Below are 16271 nucleotides of genomic sequence, written 5' to 3' on the forward strand. Positions count from 1 at the left end.
TTTGCAAGCCTGCAAAGCCTTCACTCTTCGCCGTTGACCGGCTATGCCAAGCATCTGCCCTTCAATGACCCGGTTACCTGGCATCGACTAACGACTTCACATGAGTCGCAAAATCATCTTGTATCGGTTGGAACCCGCAGCGCAGGTAAAATGCAGCGCCCTCCGGAGTATCCGTGGACAGGCGCACGACACGGAATCGCTGAGCCGCATAGGCCAAAAGCTGCTGCACCAGGGCCTTACCCACATTCTGCCCCCTTGCTGCACGCGCGACGTATACCCTCCGTAGCCTCCCGATGTCCGGCCCGGCATATGGATCATATGAAAGACCACCGATGGCAATCAGTTGCCCGTCGCGGAAAGCGCCCAAAAGGCACTCACCGGGTTGGTCGAATCGATTGGACCCGTTTTTCCAATCCGCAACCAAGCGTGTGAGAAACCTGAAACCTTCTGCAATAGCCTCCGCTTCCAGTACCAGGATGTCCGGAGGAAGTGCTGAGATCTGACGTATCGCCAGTTCGCCCGTTGACCTAACCACTCGATATCCCCCTGCTTGCGTTGGCACCTGCCTGAGGTGGATTAATCTCGTGGCGTCGCACTAGCGACGATAGTAGCGGTGATTGTCTTCGTAGCGGTGCCGCATGGCTCGATCGTGGTGGCGCTCCCAATCACGATGGCGTTCCGCTTCTCGGCGGGCTTGCTCTCTACGCCACTGTTCCCTACGCCACTCTTCTCGGCGCCAATCGTCTCTACGATCGTACCAACGGCCGTCATGCCAGTATCGGTCGTCATGGGCAAGCAACGGCCCCGGCTGCTTGCCGGCCATACTGGCCAAGGTCGGCCAGGGGTTGCCGGCGGCCTGGACCGGAGCCTGAACGGCTGTGACTTCAGTTGCGAAAACAGGGGTTGAGGTCTTCATCTGTGTTGCTGATGCCGAGCCCAATACCGCGAACGCGAACAGGCCGAAGAGCACCATCCATGGGTCATGGAATTTCATGAGCGAAGACAACCTCTGCTTGACAATTGGACGTGTGGCCATCCGGCTGCGGCAAGCCTGCGAGGTCGCGCTGAGCGAGCGGATGAGCCTATCCACATAGACCGATAAATAGAGAAAAGTTCTAGAGAGCCGCTGCTTAAATGGCCGACGACCTTAGTGTTCGGCCTATTTGAGATTGGCTATCCAGATGCTCGCTTTTGGCCGATTGCTGTCATTCGCCGACGATGCCTCAACTAGGTGACGTTGAGCGGTAGCCACATCAGTAACGACTCACGAACTCGGAAAACTGTGAGAAACCGAGAGCGATTAATGATCCTCTGACCCCTTGCCGATTAGAGTCGTTGCGAATTCTTCCATACGTTGGCTGCGCGCAGCTGGGCATTTCTCTGCCTAGACTGGCTCTAGTTCGCCCTTGTTGACTTAACTTCAGATAGGGAAATCACGATGCGCCTCAAGTCCGTCAAACTCACGCACTTTCGCGGTTATCGCACCATTACGGTGATCCCTGCCAACGAAGCCATGACTGGCATCGTCGGTCGTAACGACTATGGCAAATCCAGCATTCTCGAAGCCTTGGCCGTCTTCTTTGAGACGGAAGGGTTCAAGCCTGATAAGAGCGACATGAACTGCTTCAGCCTGGCGGAAGGCGCCGACCAATTTGAAATCGCGTGCGAGTTCGATGGGCTTCCCGAGCGTATGGTTTTGGACGAGGTTGCCGAGACGACCTTGGCAGATGAGTACCTTCTGAATGCAGAGGGCGCGCTGGAGATTGTCAAAACTTACAAGGCAAGTACCGGAAAACTCGAGCGGATAGCCCTTCGTTGCCAGCATCCTGCGGACCCGGAATTGGCAATCCTACTCAGTCTGAAGATGGCCGATCTTAAAAAGCTTGGGGAGCAGCGCGGGATAGCCGAACAGGTTGCCGACAAGCGAGTAGCCTCACTGTGGCGCCAGGCCATTCGCCGTGCGGCCGGGCAGATAGCCTGTCAGGACACAATTCTAGATATCAGCAAAGCGCTTTCGACTGACAACAAATCCATCTGGGAAAAAATCGAAGCGCAGTTACCTGTCTTTGCTCTGTTCAAAGCGGACAGGGAGAGCAGTGATGGCGATGCCGAAGCAAAAAATCCGCTGCAGCAAGCGGTCAAGGAGGCTCAGGCCGAACTTCAGGGCCAAATCACTGAATTGGAGCGTCAAATTGAAGCCAGCGTATTGGAAGTGGCTGCTCGCACCCTCGACAAGTTGCGAGAGATGGCACCTGAGCTGGCCAACGAGTTGACTCCGCGCTTTAAGGATAAACCGAAGTGGGTATTCAACTTCACCTTGGATGGTGAGAACGGCATACCGATCAACAAACGCGGGAGCGGCGTACGTCGCCTCATTCTTCTCAACTTCTTCCGCGCTGAGGCGGAGAAAGCCGTAGTGGGCACCCAGCGCGACGTCATCTACGCCATCGAGGAACCAGAAACCTCTCAGCATCCGAACTACCAAGTGATGCTGATGCGGGCGCTACTTGAACTGTCTCTGCATCCCAGCCGGCAGATCATCGTTACCACTCATGTGCCAGCCCTGGCTGGTCTGATGCCCATAGAGGGAATCCGTTACGTAACCAAGGACGAAAACGGTTACCCGATCGTCAAAATGCCTAGTAACGACGTACTGAAGGAAGCTGCTGAAAGCCTCGGTGTGCTTCCGGAGACAGGTCTTGAGCGCGCGCGTGCGGTCGTATTGGTAGAGGGTAAGTCAGACGTGATCTTCCTTAGGCATGCAGCCAACACGCTCAAGGCTGCTGGGCAGCTTGCCTCTAGCTTGGAGGATCTTGGAATCGTTCCAATTCTGATAGGTGGCTGCGGCAGCGTAAAACACTGGGTCACTCTCAATCTCGCAGATGATCTTGGACTTCCGTGGTGCGTTTTTTTGGATTCGGACATCGGGGGTACCGCCGAGCAAATGGCTGCGATTGCCAAGCGTAAGGGAGAGGTCGAGGCCCAGGGCCGATCGTTCTACTCCACGCGCAAACGAGAAATCGAAAACTACCTTTGCCCAGATTTGATCGAGGCCCAACTCGGAATCAGGGTGACTTTCTCCGATACCTGCGACGCCAAGAAGTTAATCGGATCGGCAGCGCGTATTAACCCTAATGACGTCATTGACCGATTCTGGCCGTTGATGACTGCTGATCAAATCCTCCAACGCTCCAGTTATCGAGAGAACGATTTGGATCGCTCGGAGCTTAAAGAGTTGGTTGAGGACCTGCAGACCTTAATCGCTTGAAGGCTGGGCGCCAGAAGCAGCATGTTTGAGGCCATTACTTTTACCGAAGCCTGGCTGATCTGGTTCGCGACTGGTTGAATCCACAGCCAAAAGCAGCCCCTCATCTGAGGAAAGCTTCCGGCCCGAAGAGATAAGTGCTCTGGGTGCAAACTGTCTCAAAGCAACTGTATGATCCCTAGAGGCGGCGTCGAGCTTTTCTCACCAGCAACGGAAGCAAAGCGATGTATCAAGCGCAGTATTGGGTGGAGCTGCAAAATCTTAAAGCGCATGTCTACTATCTTGAGCTCTACCAAATCAGATCTGAAAATATTGAGAGAGGAATCGGCATAGTACTAGCCATAGCATCGGCTGGCAGTATTGGCGGCTGGGCTATCTGGAAAGAATACGCGTTTGTTTGGGGCCTCTTCATCATGCTCAGCCAAGTCATATCGGTCGTGTACAAGTTTCTCCCATTCAAGGCCCGTATCAAGCCTCTAAGTGCAGCAGGGATAGAGCTTTCTGTGCTAGCTGATGACGCAGAAAAGGGATGGTTTGATGTCGCGCAAGGTGAACTGACCGAGCGAGAGATCAACGAAAAACGTTTTGCAATACGAAAGAAGAAATCGGCGGTAATGAAATCTGCGTTTGCTGGAATGGTCGTTCCTGAGAACGCAGGTCTTATGACCAAAGCCGAGTTGCAGATGAGACGGTACTTCCAAAGCCATTACCCGGAGTTGACCAATGAGTAACGAAAAATCGCAACCACCACGCCATAACCCAACCAGACCAATACAGACCAATGATCGGGGTCTGCCGCCTGTACAAAACACCCTTCCGATGCCGAAGGTACAACCCCCAAAAAAAGAGAAGTGAATCATAGGTGATCCGTTCACAGCGGTGGAACTGATCACCTTTTGAATAGAGCACTTTCGATGGGCCGAGTTTCGACGCTAGTGTCGGCCAGTAGCGGACACCCTTGCCAGTCAGTGTTCACAACAACTAATACTTTAATTACCTCAACATAAACATATAGGAATGAAGAGTACATGAAAGTTACAGCGCTTACGGGACTAATACTACAAATCAATAAAGCCATTGACTCCGGAAAATATAACGACATCACCATCTCCGAAGTACACAACGCAATTAACTCGCAAGGTTTACTGCGCTTCATAAAAGAAAGGTGCGGTAAAGACGTCGACCTAAGCATTCACTTAGAAAGCAACGTCTATGGTGATTTTGAGGAATACTATGAAGAAAAAATGAATCAATTTTACAATGCCTATGCCGGGGACGAAAGGCGTAAATGGGGCGTTGAAAACCTAGGACTTTGTCTGGTCCTTGCCTGGACAAACGAAATCATACAGTGGGGCGAAGGACTGCAGTTATCCTAATAGTGAATCGCCCTTATATTTTTAGACGCCTTTGAGCGGACGCTTCTGGCCGGAAGCGGACGCTCATTTCAGACCACGTTCGATTCGGCGCGGACGCGACTTAACGTTTGTAATCAACGGCGGCGACCTGTTTGCGTGGCAGAGTCCGCTTTATGGAAAGGTTAGCTATCAGCTTCAATGTGTGCGGAATGTGTTCCATACATCTGTGTCTAGCTTCATGGCCGCAAGTACTTCGAAGGCGTACAACTCAAGGTCATTGTTGACCTCAATGAAGGCCACCGTTGTTTGTCGGAGGCGCCCCTGAGCTGAAAGAAAGACTTCCTTGAATTGTTCGTCTTTCATCGCTTGATCACGCTTCATTTCGTGCGGATAGTCTTCTGCAGCCATTTTGTAGACGAGGCTTGCGGTGTTGTGCGACTCGAAATTCAAATGCTGGACGAGCCTCTTTACTACCCCTCTCGAGATACCTACATAGACCGGTTTACCTTGATCGCTGAAGACGTAGCACCCTGGAAAGTCTGTGGTTCTACCCACCTTGGACAGAGCTTCTTTTGATGCACTCTTGAAGCCAACAAAGTAAGCGTCAGATTGTTTTTTTTGCCAGCCTGATGGTGGCAGTCATATGCGGTACAGCGTAGGCCTTGTACCAATGATTCATTCCTGCAATAGCTTTCTGAGCGGGTGCCGTGTCGGCTGCTCCGACCAATTCCGCACAAGCCTGCGCCATTGAGACAAGAATGCGAGCTGCTTCGGGAACGTAGGGAAGATCATTTCCAGCTTCATGGCGCTCGCGAATGATCTGGTAGCGAATGTTCTCCGGGAGGGTCCAGGCACTGATTAAAAACTCCTGAACGGAGTAATCGACGCCTTCGATTTTCACAGTCGCGGAGCGATGCTCCTCATTGAACCCTGCCGTTTCGATCTGCTCACAGCTATCGATAACAGTGTTCATCATTTCTCGAATTTGTTGCCAATCGGTTTTCATTCGAACTCCTTTTCAATGTTGTCTTTCAGCAGGGTACGTTGAGTGTGTTTCTGTGGACAGCGTGAAAGGCAGCTTCTGGCTGTGGACTCAACCAAGCGCCCGTAGTCCCGGCAATGCTTACCAACCGACTCACGCCCGCCGCGCCAACAACAGCACCGAAGCCGCCCCCGACAACAACCCCGCGCAGCAGCGGTTGAAGATCTTCTTGCCACGTGGCTCGGCGAACCAGCGGCGCATGTGCAGGCCCATATAGGCGTAGGCGCTGATGGCGATCCATTCCAGGGCCAGGAACAGCGCGCCGAGCACCAGGAACTGGGCGGACACCGGCGCTTGAGGGTCGACGAACTGCGGCAGGAAGGCGGTGAAGATAAGGATTGCTTTGGGATTGCCGATGGCCACTAAAAACTCTTGCCGGGCCAGGGCCAGCAGGCCCAATGGCGCGGTGTTTTTCTCGGACTCGATCTGGGTATCCGCGGTCCACAGCTGGTACGCCAGGTACAGCAGGTAACCCGCCCCCAGAATCTTGATCCCGTGGAACAGCAGTTCCGAAGCCTGCAGCACCACCGCCAGCCCGGCCGCCGCCAGGGCGATCATCAGGGCAAAGGCGGCCAGCCGCCCTACTCCCGCCAGGCAGGAAGCGCGGAAGCCATAGGTGGTGGCATTGCGGATCGACAGCAGGTTGTTCGGCCCTGGCGCCATGTTCAGGGCGAAACAGGCCGGGAGGAAGAGCATCAGGGTGGCAAGGTTCATGGAGGCGTCCGTCGGCTGATGGCTTGAGTTCCACAGCAGCCGACCGGGCTGCCGCAGACCCACAAGCCTGCCCAATCCAGCGCAGGCCGTCGAGATTTTTTGTCGATGCAGGATTCGCTCAGTCCTCGATGGCGGCAAGCCCGGGCAGCAGCTTGTCCAGGGTCAGCGGAAACTCGTACACCCGGATGCCGGTGGCGTTGTAGACGGCATTGGCCAAGGCCGCTCCCGCCCCGCACACGCCCAGTTCGCCCAGGCCCTTGACGCCCAGGGGGTTGGCCTTGGTGTCGGGTTCTTCGAGAAACACCACGTCCATCGCCGCGATATCGGCATTGACCGGCACCAGGTACTCGGCCAGGTCATGGTTGACGAAGTGTCCGTGGCGGGTGTCGAGCAGGGTCTGTTCCATCAGCGCCGCGCCGACGCCCCAGGTCATGCCGCCGAGGATCTGCGAGCGCGCGGTCTTGGGGTTGAGGATGCGCCCGGCGCCGATCACCGCGAGCATGCGCCGCAGACGGACTTCGCCGGTGTCGATATCCACCGCGACTTCGGCGAAATGCGCGCCATTGGAATGCTGGGAAAACTTCTTATAGTCCTCCCCCATCGGCCCGACGTTGCCTTCGGCCTGCAACCCCGCGGGAGCCACCCGCAGCAGCAGGTCGCTGAGGCGTTCCGAGCGCTCGCCGGTGCGGATACGGCCGTCGGCGAAGCGCACCTCCGCTTGGTTGTAAGGCGCGCCGGCAGCCTGGATGATCCGCTGCTTCAGGGCCTGGCAGGCGGCCTCCACCGCCGAACAGGAACTGGCCGCCCCCCAGGAACCGCCAGAGCCCGAGGTCTGCGGGAAGCGGCTGTCACCCAGCTGCACCTGCACTGCCGACATCGGCACCCCCAGGCTTTGGGCCGCAACCTGGGTCAGGATGGTGTAGGTGCCGGTGCCGATATCGGTCATGTCCAGGCGCACCAGCACCCTCCCGGTCGGGCCCAGGCTCACCAGGGCCCTGGACAGCCCCAGGTAGTTGGGCCGGATCGCCACGGCCATGCCCATGCCGATCAGCTTGCGGCCCTCGCGCAGGCTGCCGGGCTTGGGCTTGCGGCGGCTCCAGCCGAAGCGCTCGGCGCCGGTGCGCATGCAGGCCAGCAGATTGCGCGAGGCGAAGGGCACACCCAACTCGGGGTCCAGCTCCGGCTCATTGCGCACCCGCAGTTCAATGGGGTCCAGGCCCAGGCGTTCGGCCAGATCGTCCATGGCGCTTTCGAAGGCGAGCATGCCCGGCGCCTCGCCCGGCGAGCGCATCCACTCGCCGCGATTGAGGTCGACCGGTACCAGCCGATGGCGGGTCAGGCGATTCGGCGCGGCATACAGCGAGCGGGCAAACACCGCGGTCTGCTCGCAGTACTCTTCGAAACGCGAGGTGCTCGACCAGACGTCATGCCCCAGGGCCGTCAGCTTGCCGCTGCGGTCCGCCGCCAGCCGCACCCGATGCTGCATGGTCGGGCGATAACCGGCGTTGGCGAACATCTGCTGGCGGGTCAGGGCCACCTTCACCGGGCGCTTGAGCACCCGGGCGGCGAGCGCCGCCAGCACCGCGTCGGAATGAATGATCAGCTTGGAGCCGAAGCCGCCGCCGATATAAGGGCTGACGATGCGCACCCGCGCCGGCTCGATGCCCAGGGTACTGGCCAGGCCGGCGCGAAAGTTCGCCAGGGTTTGCGCCGAGGTATAGAGGGTCAGGTCGTCCCCGGACCAGACCGCGATGGACGCATGGGGCTCCATCGACACGTGGCTCTGGTATGGGGTGCTGTAGATGCTGTCGAGCTTGACCGGCGCATTGGCGAACCCCGATTCGAAATCGCCGATGGCGCTGTCGGTCTGGAGACCGGCGTTGGTCCGCGGCGGGATGTAGGCCTGGGCCAGGCGTGAAGCGAGCTCGAAGTCGCCCTGCTCGGGGGTGTAGCTCACGCGAATCAGGCGCGCCGCCGCTCGCGCGGCCTCGAAGGATGCAGCGACCACCAGCGCCACCGGTTCGTCGTAGTAACGCACAGCATCGGTCGCCAACACCGGGCGCGATCGGCTGAACACCTCGGCCGTGGTCGGCGTCACCGCGGGGCCGAATGCCACCTGGGCGGGGGCGTTGCGGTGGGTCATGACATAGAGCACGCCAGGCGTCCGTTCGGCCTCGCGGGTGTCGATCGCGCTGATGCGGCCCCGGGCGATGGTCGCCCCGAGGATGTAGCCATAGACGGTGTCGCCCATTTCCCGCTGCTCGTAAGCGTAGGTCGCGCGGCCGGTGACTTTCAGCCGACCGTCGACCCGGTCCAGCGGTTGGCCGATGGGACCATTGGCGGAGGATGGGGTGGGTCCTGATGTGCTCATGCCGATGCTCGCTCTTGGGTGGCGCTGGCCAGCAGCTGGCGCAGGGTGCGTTTGGCCAGGGGAATCTTGAAATCGTTGCCGCCCTGCCCGCGCGCACCGGCCAGGGCGGCGTCGGCAGCACGCTGGTAAACCCTCATATCGGACGGTTGGCCGAGCAGCGCCTGCTCCGCCGCCGTGGCCCGCCAGGGTTTGGGAGCGACACCGCCGAGGGCGATACGGGCCGTGCGGACCTGCCCCGCGCCGACTTCAATCACCAGCGCCACGGCGACCAGGGCAAAGGCATAGGAAGAGCGATCCCGTACCTTGCGATACAGCTGTCGGCCCGGCGGTGGTGGCGGCAGCGTGATGGCCTCGATCATCTCGCCATGGGCCAGCTGGGTTTCGACCTCGGGCGTGGTCCCGGGCAGGCGGTACAGCTGATCCAGGGCCAGGGAACGGCGCTTGCCGTCGGGCAGGATGGTCTCCACCCGCGCCTCCAGGGCGACCATGGCCACTGCCATATCCGAGGGATGCACCGCGATGCAGGCTTCGCTGACGCCGAGAATCCCAAGCATGCGGTTGTGCCCCTGCAGGGCCGAACAACCGCTGCCGGGCGCGCGCTTGTTGCAGGCCATGCCCGGGTCGTAAAAGTACGGGCAGCGCGTGCGTTGCAGCAGGTTGCCCGCGGCCGAGGCCTTGTTGCGGATCTGCCCCGAGGCACCGGCCAGCAAGGCCTGGGACAGCAATGGGTAGCGCTGGCGGACACGGCTGTCGGCGGCCAGGTCGCTGTTGCGCACCTGGGCGCCGATGCGCAGGCCGCCGTCGGTGCTGTCCTCGATCGCCGCCAGGGGCAAGCGGCTGATATCGATCAGATGGCTGGGCCGCTCGATGCCCAGCTTCATCAAGTCGATCAGGTTGGTACCGCCGGCGATGAAACGCGCCTGCGGCTGCGCGGCCATCAGGCTGACTGCCTGCTGTACATCGCTCGCACGCTCATAACTGAAAGGCAGCATGGGTTCAGGCCTCCTCGGCGGCGTCGCGGATGGCGGCGACGATATTCGGATAGGCGGCGCAGCGGCACAGGTTGCCGCTCATGCGCTCACGGATCTCCGCGTCGCTCAGGGCGACGGGCTGGGTCTGCAGGTCATCGGTGACATGGCTGGGCCAGCCGGCGCGCACCTCCTGGAGCATGCCGACCGCCGAGCAGATCTGCCCCGGCGTGCAGTAGCCGCACTGGAAGGCATCGCGGGCGATAAAAGCGGCTTGTATGGGGTGCAGCAGATCGCCATTGGCCAGCCCCTCGATGGTGGTGATTTCGTCGCCGTCATGCATCACCGCCAGGCTCAGGCAGGCGTTGATCCGGCGGCCATTCAGCAGCACCGTGCAGGCGCCGCACTGGCCGTGATCGCAGCCCTTCTTCGAGCCGGTCATGCCCAGTTGATGGCGCAGTGCGTCGAGCAACGTGGTGCGTGGGTCGAGGTCCAACTGCTGGTCGCTGGCGTTGATGCGCAGGGTGATCGCCTGGGACGGCAATGGACGAGCGGGTGCGGATGGCGCTGGAGCGGACTGGGGCTGGGCCCTGCCAACGCCTACCCACAACAGGCTGGCGGCGGCCCCGGCTTGCAGCAGCGCGCGGCGCGACGGGCGCGGTGAATCCAGGTCTTCCATGGTGCTCTCCTGAAATGAACGGCTGGACGCGAGTATCGCCAAGGGCGTGGCGCCGTTCTTTCAGGTATCAGGAGGACTTTGTCAGGATTCTGGAAGCTTGCTGCCGGTAGGTATTCGGGGTGGTCCCGGTGATCCGCCTGAAGGTCGAGGTGAAGTGGCTCTGGCTGGAGAACCCCAGCTCCAGGGCCATGGCGCTGATCGGCATGCTGCCGGCCCGCAGCAGGCTTTCGGCGCGGCGCACCCGGCGCTCGATCACATAGGCATAGGGTGCCATGCCGGTCTCCGCCTTGAAGTGACGGGCGAAGGTGTCGACAGGCATGCCAGCGATCCGCGCCAGCTCGGTCAGCGAGAGGCTGCCGTCGATTCGCGCATCGATGTAGTCGCTCAAGCGCTTGAGCAACTGCGGCCCCAGACGCCCGTTGCCGGCGCTGCCGATATCGACCCGCCCCAAACGCAGCCCCACCAGCGCCACCAGATGCTCTATATAGCTGGCTTCCAGGACCTGCCCGCTGACCATCTCGGCACTGAGGGCGGCGAGCAGCGAGTGGATCACCCCATCGCCGCTGTTGAGGCGCATGGGCAGCTCGGCCAATTGCGGACAGCCTGGGAAATCCAGGGCAGTGTCGATCCACAGGGCGGTGTAGATCAGGTCGGCCTCGCGAAAATAGCCCTGACGCTCGACGCCGGCCGGCACGAAGCTGATCGAACCGGGTCGATCGCAGCCCTCGTAATTGAGCGTCGAACTGCTGCGGATGTGGGTCCTGGCCGTAGCCCCGCGCTCGGTGAGGATCACCACGTGCTGCGGCGCGGTCCAGCTGAGTTCGGCCTCGCGGCAGGCCCAGCGGCGATGATCGATGGTCACCAGGCCATCGAACAGCGATGCCGACTGCAGTACCGCACCCTCGGCGCCCTGCGCACGGATGCAGCCCGCCCCGACCCGAGGTTGCAGCGACAGGTTTGCGGATTCCCTTGATACGCTCATAAGCCAGGCACCTCCCATGGGGTACAGCGAGCGGCCAGCCTACCCCAGGATCAGTGACAACTTCCAAGCGAAAAAGAAGCGGCCTGGGGCAATCCCCGGCCAAACCGAACTGATTTACAATGCGGTTCCTTTGCCTGAGGCTGGCGTTCCGTGGATCCTCTGTCGCTTGTCTATCAGCACCTGATCGAGTGGGTGATCGCGCCCGTTACCCAGCAGTTTCTCGGCATTTTCAATCTGAACGGCCGCCTCGGCCTGTTGTTCCTGTGCTTCTCCTACGGCGTCGCCTATGGCCTGTTCCGTTTCAGGAAGCGCCGCGGCCTGAGCGACGCCCGCTCGTTCTGGCAATTCATCGGCGGCGGCCGGGTGCACCTGCATCCCTCGGCGCTGCTGGATTACCGCTACTACTTCGTGCGCGCCGTCCTCAAGGTCGCACTGGTGCTGCCCATCGTCCATCTGGTCGACCCTTACATCCTGCGCTCCGGGGACTACCTGGCCTTTTTCAGCAACCTCTGGGGCGAGCGCCCGCGCCTGGGGCAGAACCTGGGGCTGGCGCTGCTCTACGGGCTGGGGGTGTTCCTGCTCAAGGACTTCATCCATTACTGGGCGCACCGGGCCTTTCACTCCCGCTGGCTGTGGGAATTCCACAAGGTCCATCACTCGGCGCCGGTGCTGGTTCCGGCGACGGCGAGCCGGGTGCACTTCGTGGAAAAGATCGTCGAGAAACTGAGCATCAGCCTGTGCCTGGGCCTCTACGCCGGTGGTTTCTGGTACGCCTGCGGCGGCGAGATCAGCCGCTACACCCTGTTCGGCGTGACCTACCTGGTGTTCATCTTCAACAGCCTGGCGGCCAACCTGCGGCACAGCCATGTCTGGCTGTCGTTCGGCCCGCTGCTGGAGCATGTGCTGAACAGCCCGGCCCAGCACCAGATCCATCACAGTGACGCGCCCCGCCACTTCAACCGCAACTTCGGCACCAACCTGTCCCTGTGGGACTGGATGTTCGGCACGCTCTACGTCACCCGCTCGACGCCCGAGCCGCTGCGCTTTGGCACCGGGGAACCGGACCCGCAGCGTTACCTGACGGTCTACAGCCTGATCGTCACGCCCTTCGTCGAGACCGCCCGCAAGCTCCTGGCGAAACGCCCGCGCGGGGTGGCGCCGCAAACGCCCTATTCATAACCGGAGCGCCCGCTATTCCTCGAAACGACTGCTGGCATCACGATCGCGCTCGTAGCGCCTGGCGAGTGGAAACGCCGGCAACCAGGACTCGCGCCGAATAGTCCAGCTTTCGTAGGTGGGCTTGAGTTGATCGGGAGCGTCCAGGGCGCCCAGGTTCACTTCGATTTCGTCGGCGCTGCGGGCAAACACCGACGAGCCGCAGCAGGGGCAGAAAAACCGCCCGGCGTAATCGCGGGTTTCACCCTCGATGGTCACCGCGCTCTCGGGGAATATCGCCGAGGCATGGAACAGCGCGCCATGGTGCTTGCGGCAATCGAGGCAGTGACACAGGCCGACCCGATACGGGCGCCCCGCCGCGACGATCCGCACCTTGCCGCACAGGCAACCGCCAGTGAATCGCTCCATGCCGCACCTCCTCTTGGGTCAAGCGTGGGTAGTGGCCAGCCAAGGCCGCGGTCAATCATGGGACGGCTGTTGAGCGGCGCCGGCCCGGCCTGGTTCTTTCAGCGCCTCACGCTGCACCTGATTGCGCCAGACCCGATAAGCACGAATGCCGGCACGTACCGAGGCGAACAACAATCGCTGCTCCAGCTCGCGCGCCAGGCCCGAACGCACCAGCATCCGCAGGAATGTCCCGTGCGGCCGGGCAATGGCCAGGACTATGCCCCGGGCCAGCAGGGTGTCGCGCACCTCCCTCAAGGCCACGATGCCGCTGACATCGATCGAGGTCACCGCCTCGGCGACGAACAGCACGGCACGAGGCTCGGGCTCGCGCTCGACCGCTTCCAGCAGGCGCGCCTTGAAGTAGTCGGCGTTGAAAAACAGGATCGCGTCATCGAAGCGATACACCACCAGCCCCGCCAGCGTGCGCGCCTGCGGGTATTGGCTGATATCGACCTGGCCTTCGATCCCGCGCACCCAGCCCAGCACCGCATCGGTGGGCTGATAGATGCTTTTGAGCAACCGCAGGATCGCCAGCAGCACCGCGACGATGATGCCCGGCAGCACCCCCACGCCAATCACCCCCAGGGTGGTCAGCACACACAGCCAGAACTCGAAACGGCTGAGCTTGCGGATGACCCGCATCGCCTGGATGTCGATCAGCCCCCAGCCCGCCATCAACAGCACCGCCCCCAGCGCCGCCTGGGGGATCCAGGCCATCGGCGCGGTGAAGAACAGCAGGATCAGGGCAATCACCAGGGCCGCGATAATCCCCACCAACTGGCTCTTGCCCCCCACCATGCTGTTGACCGCCGTGCGCGAATCGGCACCGCTGATGGCGAAACCGCTGGAAACCCCGGCGGCGATATTGGACACGCCCAGCGCCAGGAACTCATGGTTGGCGTTGATTGTGTAGCCGTTCCGGGCGGCGAAGCTGCGGGCCGTCAGCATCGCGCTGCAAAAACTCACCGTGGCGATACCCAGCGCGTCGCGCAGCAGGCTTTTCAATTCGGCCAGGTTGGTCTGGGGCCAGCTCAACTGCGGCATGCCCGAAGGGATCGGGCCCAGTACGGAGACCCCGCGGCTATCCAGGCCCAGCACCCCGACGCACAGGGTGGCGATGGCCACCGTCACCAGCGCCGCGGGCAGCCTGGCGAAGCGCCGCGGCAACCAGATCAGCAGCGCCAGGGCGCCCGCCCCAATGGCCAGGGTCGGCAAATGGGTTTCGCCAAGCCGCTGCAGCATGTTCAGCAGGCTGAGAATGAAACCCTCACCTTCGATTTTGTAACCCAGCACCTTGCCCAGTTGCCCGGCCAGCAGGCTCAAGCCGATACCGTTCAGATAACCGATCAGAATCGGCCGCGAGAAAAAGCTGGCAATGAACCCCGCCCGGGCAATGCCGGCGCCGATCAGCATCAGGCCAACCAGCACCGTGACGATCACGGCCAACTGCGCCAGGCGCTCGGGATCGCCCAGCGCCAGGGGAGCGATCGCGCCGGCGACCATGGCGCAGGTGGCCGCGTCCGGTCCGACCATCAACTGCCGCGAACTGCCCACCAGGGCATAGACCATCATCGGCAGCACACAGGCATACAAGCCGTACTGGGGCGGCAGCCCGACGATCTGCGCGTAGGCGATGGCAATCGGGATCTGCACGGCCGCCACCGACAACCCGGCCTGCAGGTCGTACCTGAACCATTCGCGGCGGTATTGCAGGAGATTGGCCAAGCCTGGCAGCCAGCGGGCGAGCAGCATGGAGGTACCTTCGAGGAACTTTGACGGCGATTGATGGCGAGCGCGAAATATCGTGCCCTGGATGAGAGATAAGCAGAGTCGGTTTTCTTTTCAATAAAATATCAGCGGATCGAGCCCCCTGGTTTAACAAGCACTGCGGTTGCCTCCTGGCGAAACGCTTGCGAGGGCAGGCGCCCTGCCATCTCCGGTATCCGATGATCGGGCCTGGCAGCCGGCAGGCTCCTTTACTAGGGTCTATCCAACAACAGCCGAACCGGTTTTAACTGGCCTGAGTTCACTGTCCAAGCCGTACTCCTTCTCGAACAGTAGCCTGCTCACCTACTCGTTCCCCCCGGTACTCAAGGAGAGAACCATCCAGGAAGTGCAAGTGGCACTTCTTGCCTGCCAAGGGACATTCTGAAACGCATCAGGCTTTCAGCTAGAGGGTTTTACACCCGAGCGCCGAGGTGAAAAGAGGCGCACTCATCGAAAGGAGATCGAAGATGGCTAGCATAATGAAAGTTTTGGACATCCACTTGTCACTGCTCAAGTCCAACCCACCACAGCTGCATATATTGGCCCATGGCCTGGTGGGCTCTCCGGGCTGGACCAACCCAAGATTGCAACCGCGGTTTTACATCGACTTCCCGAAAGACGGGATTCAAGACTTCGACTTCGTTGCTGACCCGCCTCAGGGAGTTTCCATACTCCCCGTCTACCCCATCACCGCATCAGAGCACTGGGAAAACCCACCACTCAAGAAGCTCAAAGGCGTAAGGGTTCACTCTGCCAACAACTTCGTTGAAGAGTATATCCAGGGTGCAAAATCCGTAGCCTGTTAACCATCAAGAGGGATATGTGTCAGGTCCTGACCTGACACATTTCAGAGCAAGCCCAGCCCGATGTTTATTCCAGCCATTGCCTATTTTTTGCTGTTCCTGGGGTCGTCCGCCGGGTTCAGATAGGTGATCCCCCAGGGCCCCGTGCCGTGCAGCTGGAGCACGGCTTCCTGTTTGCGGGTGGCGGCGTACATCGGCATGCCGACGGGAATGATCAGGGTGTCGCCCGGGTGATAGGCCTTGGCCTTGGCCGCATCGAAGCTGTCGCCGGTGGCGAAGTAGAAGGTGCCCGAGATCACGGTGACACGCTCGGTCACAGGGTGGGTATGCACCCCGACTTTCGTGTTGGCCGGCAGCATCAGGCGCAGCGTGAAAGGCTCTGGTTTTTTCAGGTCGCCTTCGATCACCGACATCATCACCCCGGGCCCTACCGCGGGCGCGGGTGTCCATTTCAGTTCGGCCGGGGTGGCGGCAATCAACCCTGTGCCCTCGGCCACAGCGGCAGAGGCCAGGAAGGCCGCGCTGAGCAAGGCCAGTGAAACAGCGACAGCTTTATGGGCGCTCATCGTGATGTCCTCGCGTTTGAGAGCTCTGTGTGAATCGCAGCAGCGGCCAACATAGCGTCAACGCAAAAGCACAGCGGCTGCGCGATCGAGTCATATAGGGTGACGATAGCCGAACGCCGATGCGTGGATATATCCA

Annotated in this window: 17 protein-coding genes; 5 read left to right on the forward strand and 12 right to left on the reverse strand. The window is 60.7% G+C overall.

Annotated elements, in window-relative coordinates:
- Positions 1–73 precede the first annotated feature (73 nt).
- Together J4D52_RS09760 and J4D52_RS09765 are read right to left on the reverse strand one after the other, a co-directional pair.
- Complete coding sequence (locus tag J4D52_RS09760; protein ID WP_102676495.1) at positions 74–535, reverse strand: GNAT family N-acetyltransferase; 462 nt, start codon at positions 533–535, stop codon at positions 74–76.
- A 60-nt stretch (positions 536–595) separates the two neighbouring features.
- A complete protein-coding gene (locus J4D52_RS09765) occupies positions 596–994 on the reverse strand; it encodes a hypothetical protein (RefSeq protein WP_158246963.1) in 399 nt (132 codons plus the stop codon).
- 444 nt (positions 995–1438) lie between these two features.
- Between J4D52_RS09765 and J4D52_RS09770 the strand changes: the two genes are divergently transcribed.
- The 3 genes from J4D52_RS09770 (at position 1439) to J4D52_RS09780 (ending at position 4641) form a co-directional block, all read left to right on the forward strand.
- On the forward strand, positions 1439–3268 hold the full coding sequence (locus J4D52_RS09770) for an AAA family ATPase (protein WP_102676497.1): 1830 nt from the start codon (positions 1439–1441) through the stop codon (positions 3266–3268).
- Between the two features lie 221 nt (positions 3269–3489).
- Positions 3490–3996, forward strand: coding sequence for a hypothetical protein (locus tag J4D52_RS09775; RefSeq protein WP_102676498.1), 507 nt, complete (start codon positions 3490–3492; stop codon positions 3994–3996).
- 297 nt (positions 3997–4293) lie between these two features.
- Complete coding sequence (locus tag J4D52_RS09780; RefSeq protein ID WP_102676499.1) at positions 4294–4641, forward strand: hypothetical protein; 348 nt, start codon at positions 4294–4296, stop codon at positions 4639–4641.
- 174 nt (positions 4642–4815) lie between these two features.
- Here J4D52_RS09780 and J4D52_RS30495 read toward each other — a convergent pair whose 3' ends face one another.
- The 7 genes from J4D52_RS30495 to J4D52_RS09815 form a co-directional block, all read right to left on the reverse strand.
- A complete protein-coding gene (locus J4D52_RS30495; RefSeq protein WP_256581483.1) occupies positions 4816–5028 on the reverse strand; it encodes a hypothetical protein in 213 nt (70 codons plus the stop codon).
- A 196-nt stretch (positions 5029–5224) separates the two neighbouring features.
- A complete protein-coding gene (locus J4D52_RS09790) occupies positions 5225–5626 on the reverse strand; it encodes a hypothetical protein (protein ID WP_102676501.1) in 402 nt (133 codons plus the stop codon).
- 129 nt (positions 5627–5755) lie between these two features.
- Positions 5756–6376 (reverse strand): LysE family translocator, encoded by a 621-nt coding sequence (locus tag J4D52_RS09795; protein ID WP_102676502.1) that lies wholly within the window; start codon positions 6374–6376, stop codon positions 5756–5758.
- A gap of 118 nt (positions 6377–6494) precedes the next feature.
- Entirely contained in the window at positions 6495–8747 is a 2253-nt protein-coding gene (locus J4D52_RS09800; protein WP_102676503.1) for a xanthine dehydrogenase family protein molybdopterin-binding subunit, read from the reverse strand.
- On the reverse strand, positions 8744–9739 hold the full coding sequence (locus J4D52_RS09805) for a xanthine dehydrogenase family protein subunit M (RefSeq protein ID WP_102676504.1): 996 nt from the start codon (positions 9737–9739) through the stop codon (positions 8744–8746). Before J4D52_RS09805 ends, J4D52_RS09800 begins: the two co-directional genes overlap by 4 nt.
- Positions 9740–9743: 4 nt before the next feature.
- The gene (locus J4D52_RS09810) at positions 9744–10394 is read right to left on the reverse strand and encodes a 2Fe-2S iron-sulfur cluster-binding protein (RefSeq protein WP_102676505.1); all 651 of its coding nucleotides are present in this window, start codon (positions 10392–10394) and stop codon (positions 9744–9746) included.
- Between the two features lie 67 nt (positions 10395–10461).
- Positions 10462–11376, reverse strand: a complete 915-nt coding sequence (locus J4D52_RS09815) for a helix-turn-helix domain-containing protein (protein ID WP_102676506.1) — start codon at positions 11374–11376, stop codon at positions 10462–10464.
- A 150-nt stretch (positions 11377–11526) separates the two neighbouring features.
- Between J4D52_RS09815 and J4D52_RS09820 the strand changes: the two genes are divergently transcribed.
- A complete protein-coding gene (locus J4D52_RS09820) occupies positions 11527–12555 on the forward strand; it encodes a sterol desaturase family protein (protein WP_102676507.1) in 1029 nt (342 codons plus the stop codon).
- A 12-nt stretch (positions 12556–12567) separates the two neighbouring features.
- Here J4D52_RS09820 and J4D52_RS09825 read toward each other — a convergent pair whose 3' ends face one another.
- Both J4D52_RS09825 and J4D52_RS09830 read right to left on the reverse strand, forming a co-directional pair.
- Positions 12568–12960: a GFA family protein gene (locus J4D52_RS09825; RefSeq protein ID WP_102676508.1), complete on the reverse strand. Its 393-nt coding sequence runs from the start codon at positions 12958–12960 to the stop codon at positions 12568–12570.
- A gap of 51 nt (positions 12961–13011) precedes the next feature.
- Positions 13012–14751 carry a SulP family inorganic anion transporter gene (locus tag J4D52_RS09830; RefSeq protein ID WP_102676509.1) on the reverse strand — a complete coding sequence of 580 codons (1740 nt, stop codon included), beginning with the start codon at positions 14749–14751 and terminating at the stop codon, positions 13012–13014.
- A 482-nt stretch (positions 14752–15233) separates the two neighbouring features.
- On the opposite strand from J4D52_RS09830, the gene J4D52_RS09835 reads away from it, so the two are divergent.
- Complete coding sequence (locus J4D52_RS09835; protein WP_025809326.1) at positions 15234–15572, forward strand: hypothetical protein; 339 nt, start codon at positions 15234–15236, stop codon at positions 15570–15572.
- Between the two features lie 80 nt (positions 15573–15652).
- Here the strand turns inward: J4D52_RS09835 and J4D52_RS09840 are convergent, their stop codons facing one another.
- The gene (locus J4D52_RS09840) at positions 15653–16135 is read right to left on the reverse strand and encodes a cupin domain-containing protein (RefSeq protein ID WP_063430119.1); all 483 of its coding nucleotides are present in this window, start codon (positions 16133–16135) and stop codon (positions 15653–15655) included.
- Positions 16136–16271: the final 136 nt, after the last annotated feature.

The sequence above is a fragment of the Pseudomonas sp. GW460-12-10-14-TSB1 genome (assembly GCF_017349775.1).
GTDB classification, from domain to species: domain Bacteria; phylum Pseudomonadota; class Gammaproteobacteria; order Pseudomonadales; family Pseudomonadaceae; genus Aquipseudomonas; species Aquipseudomonas piscium.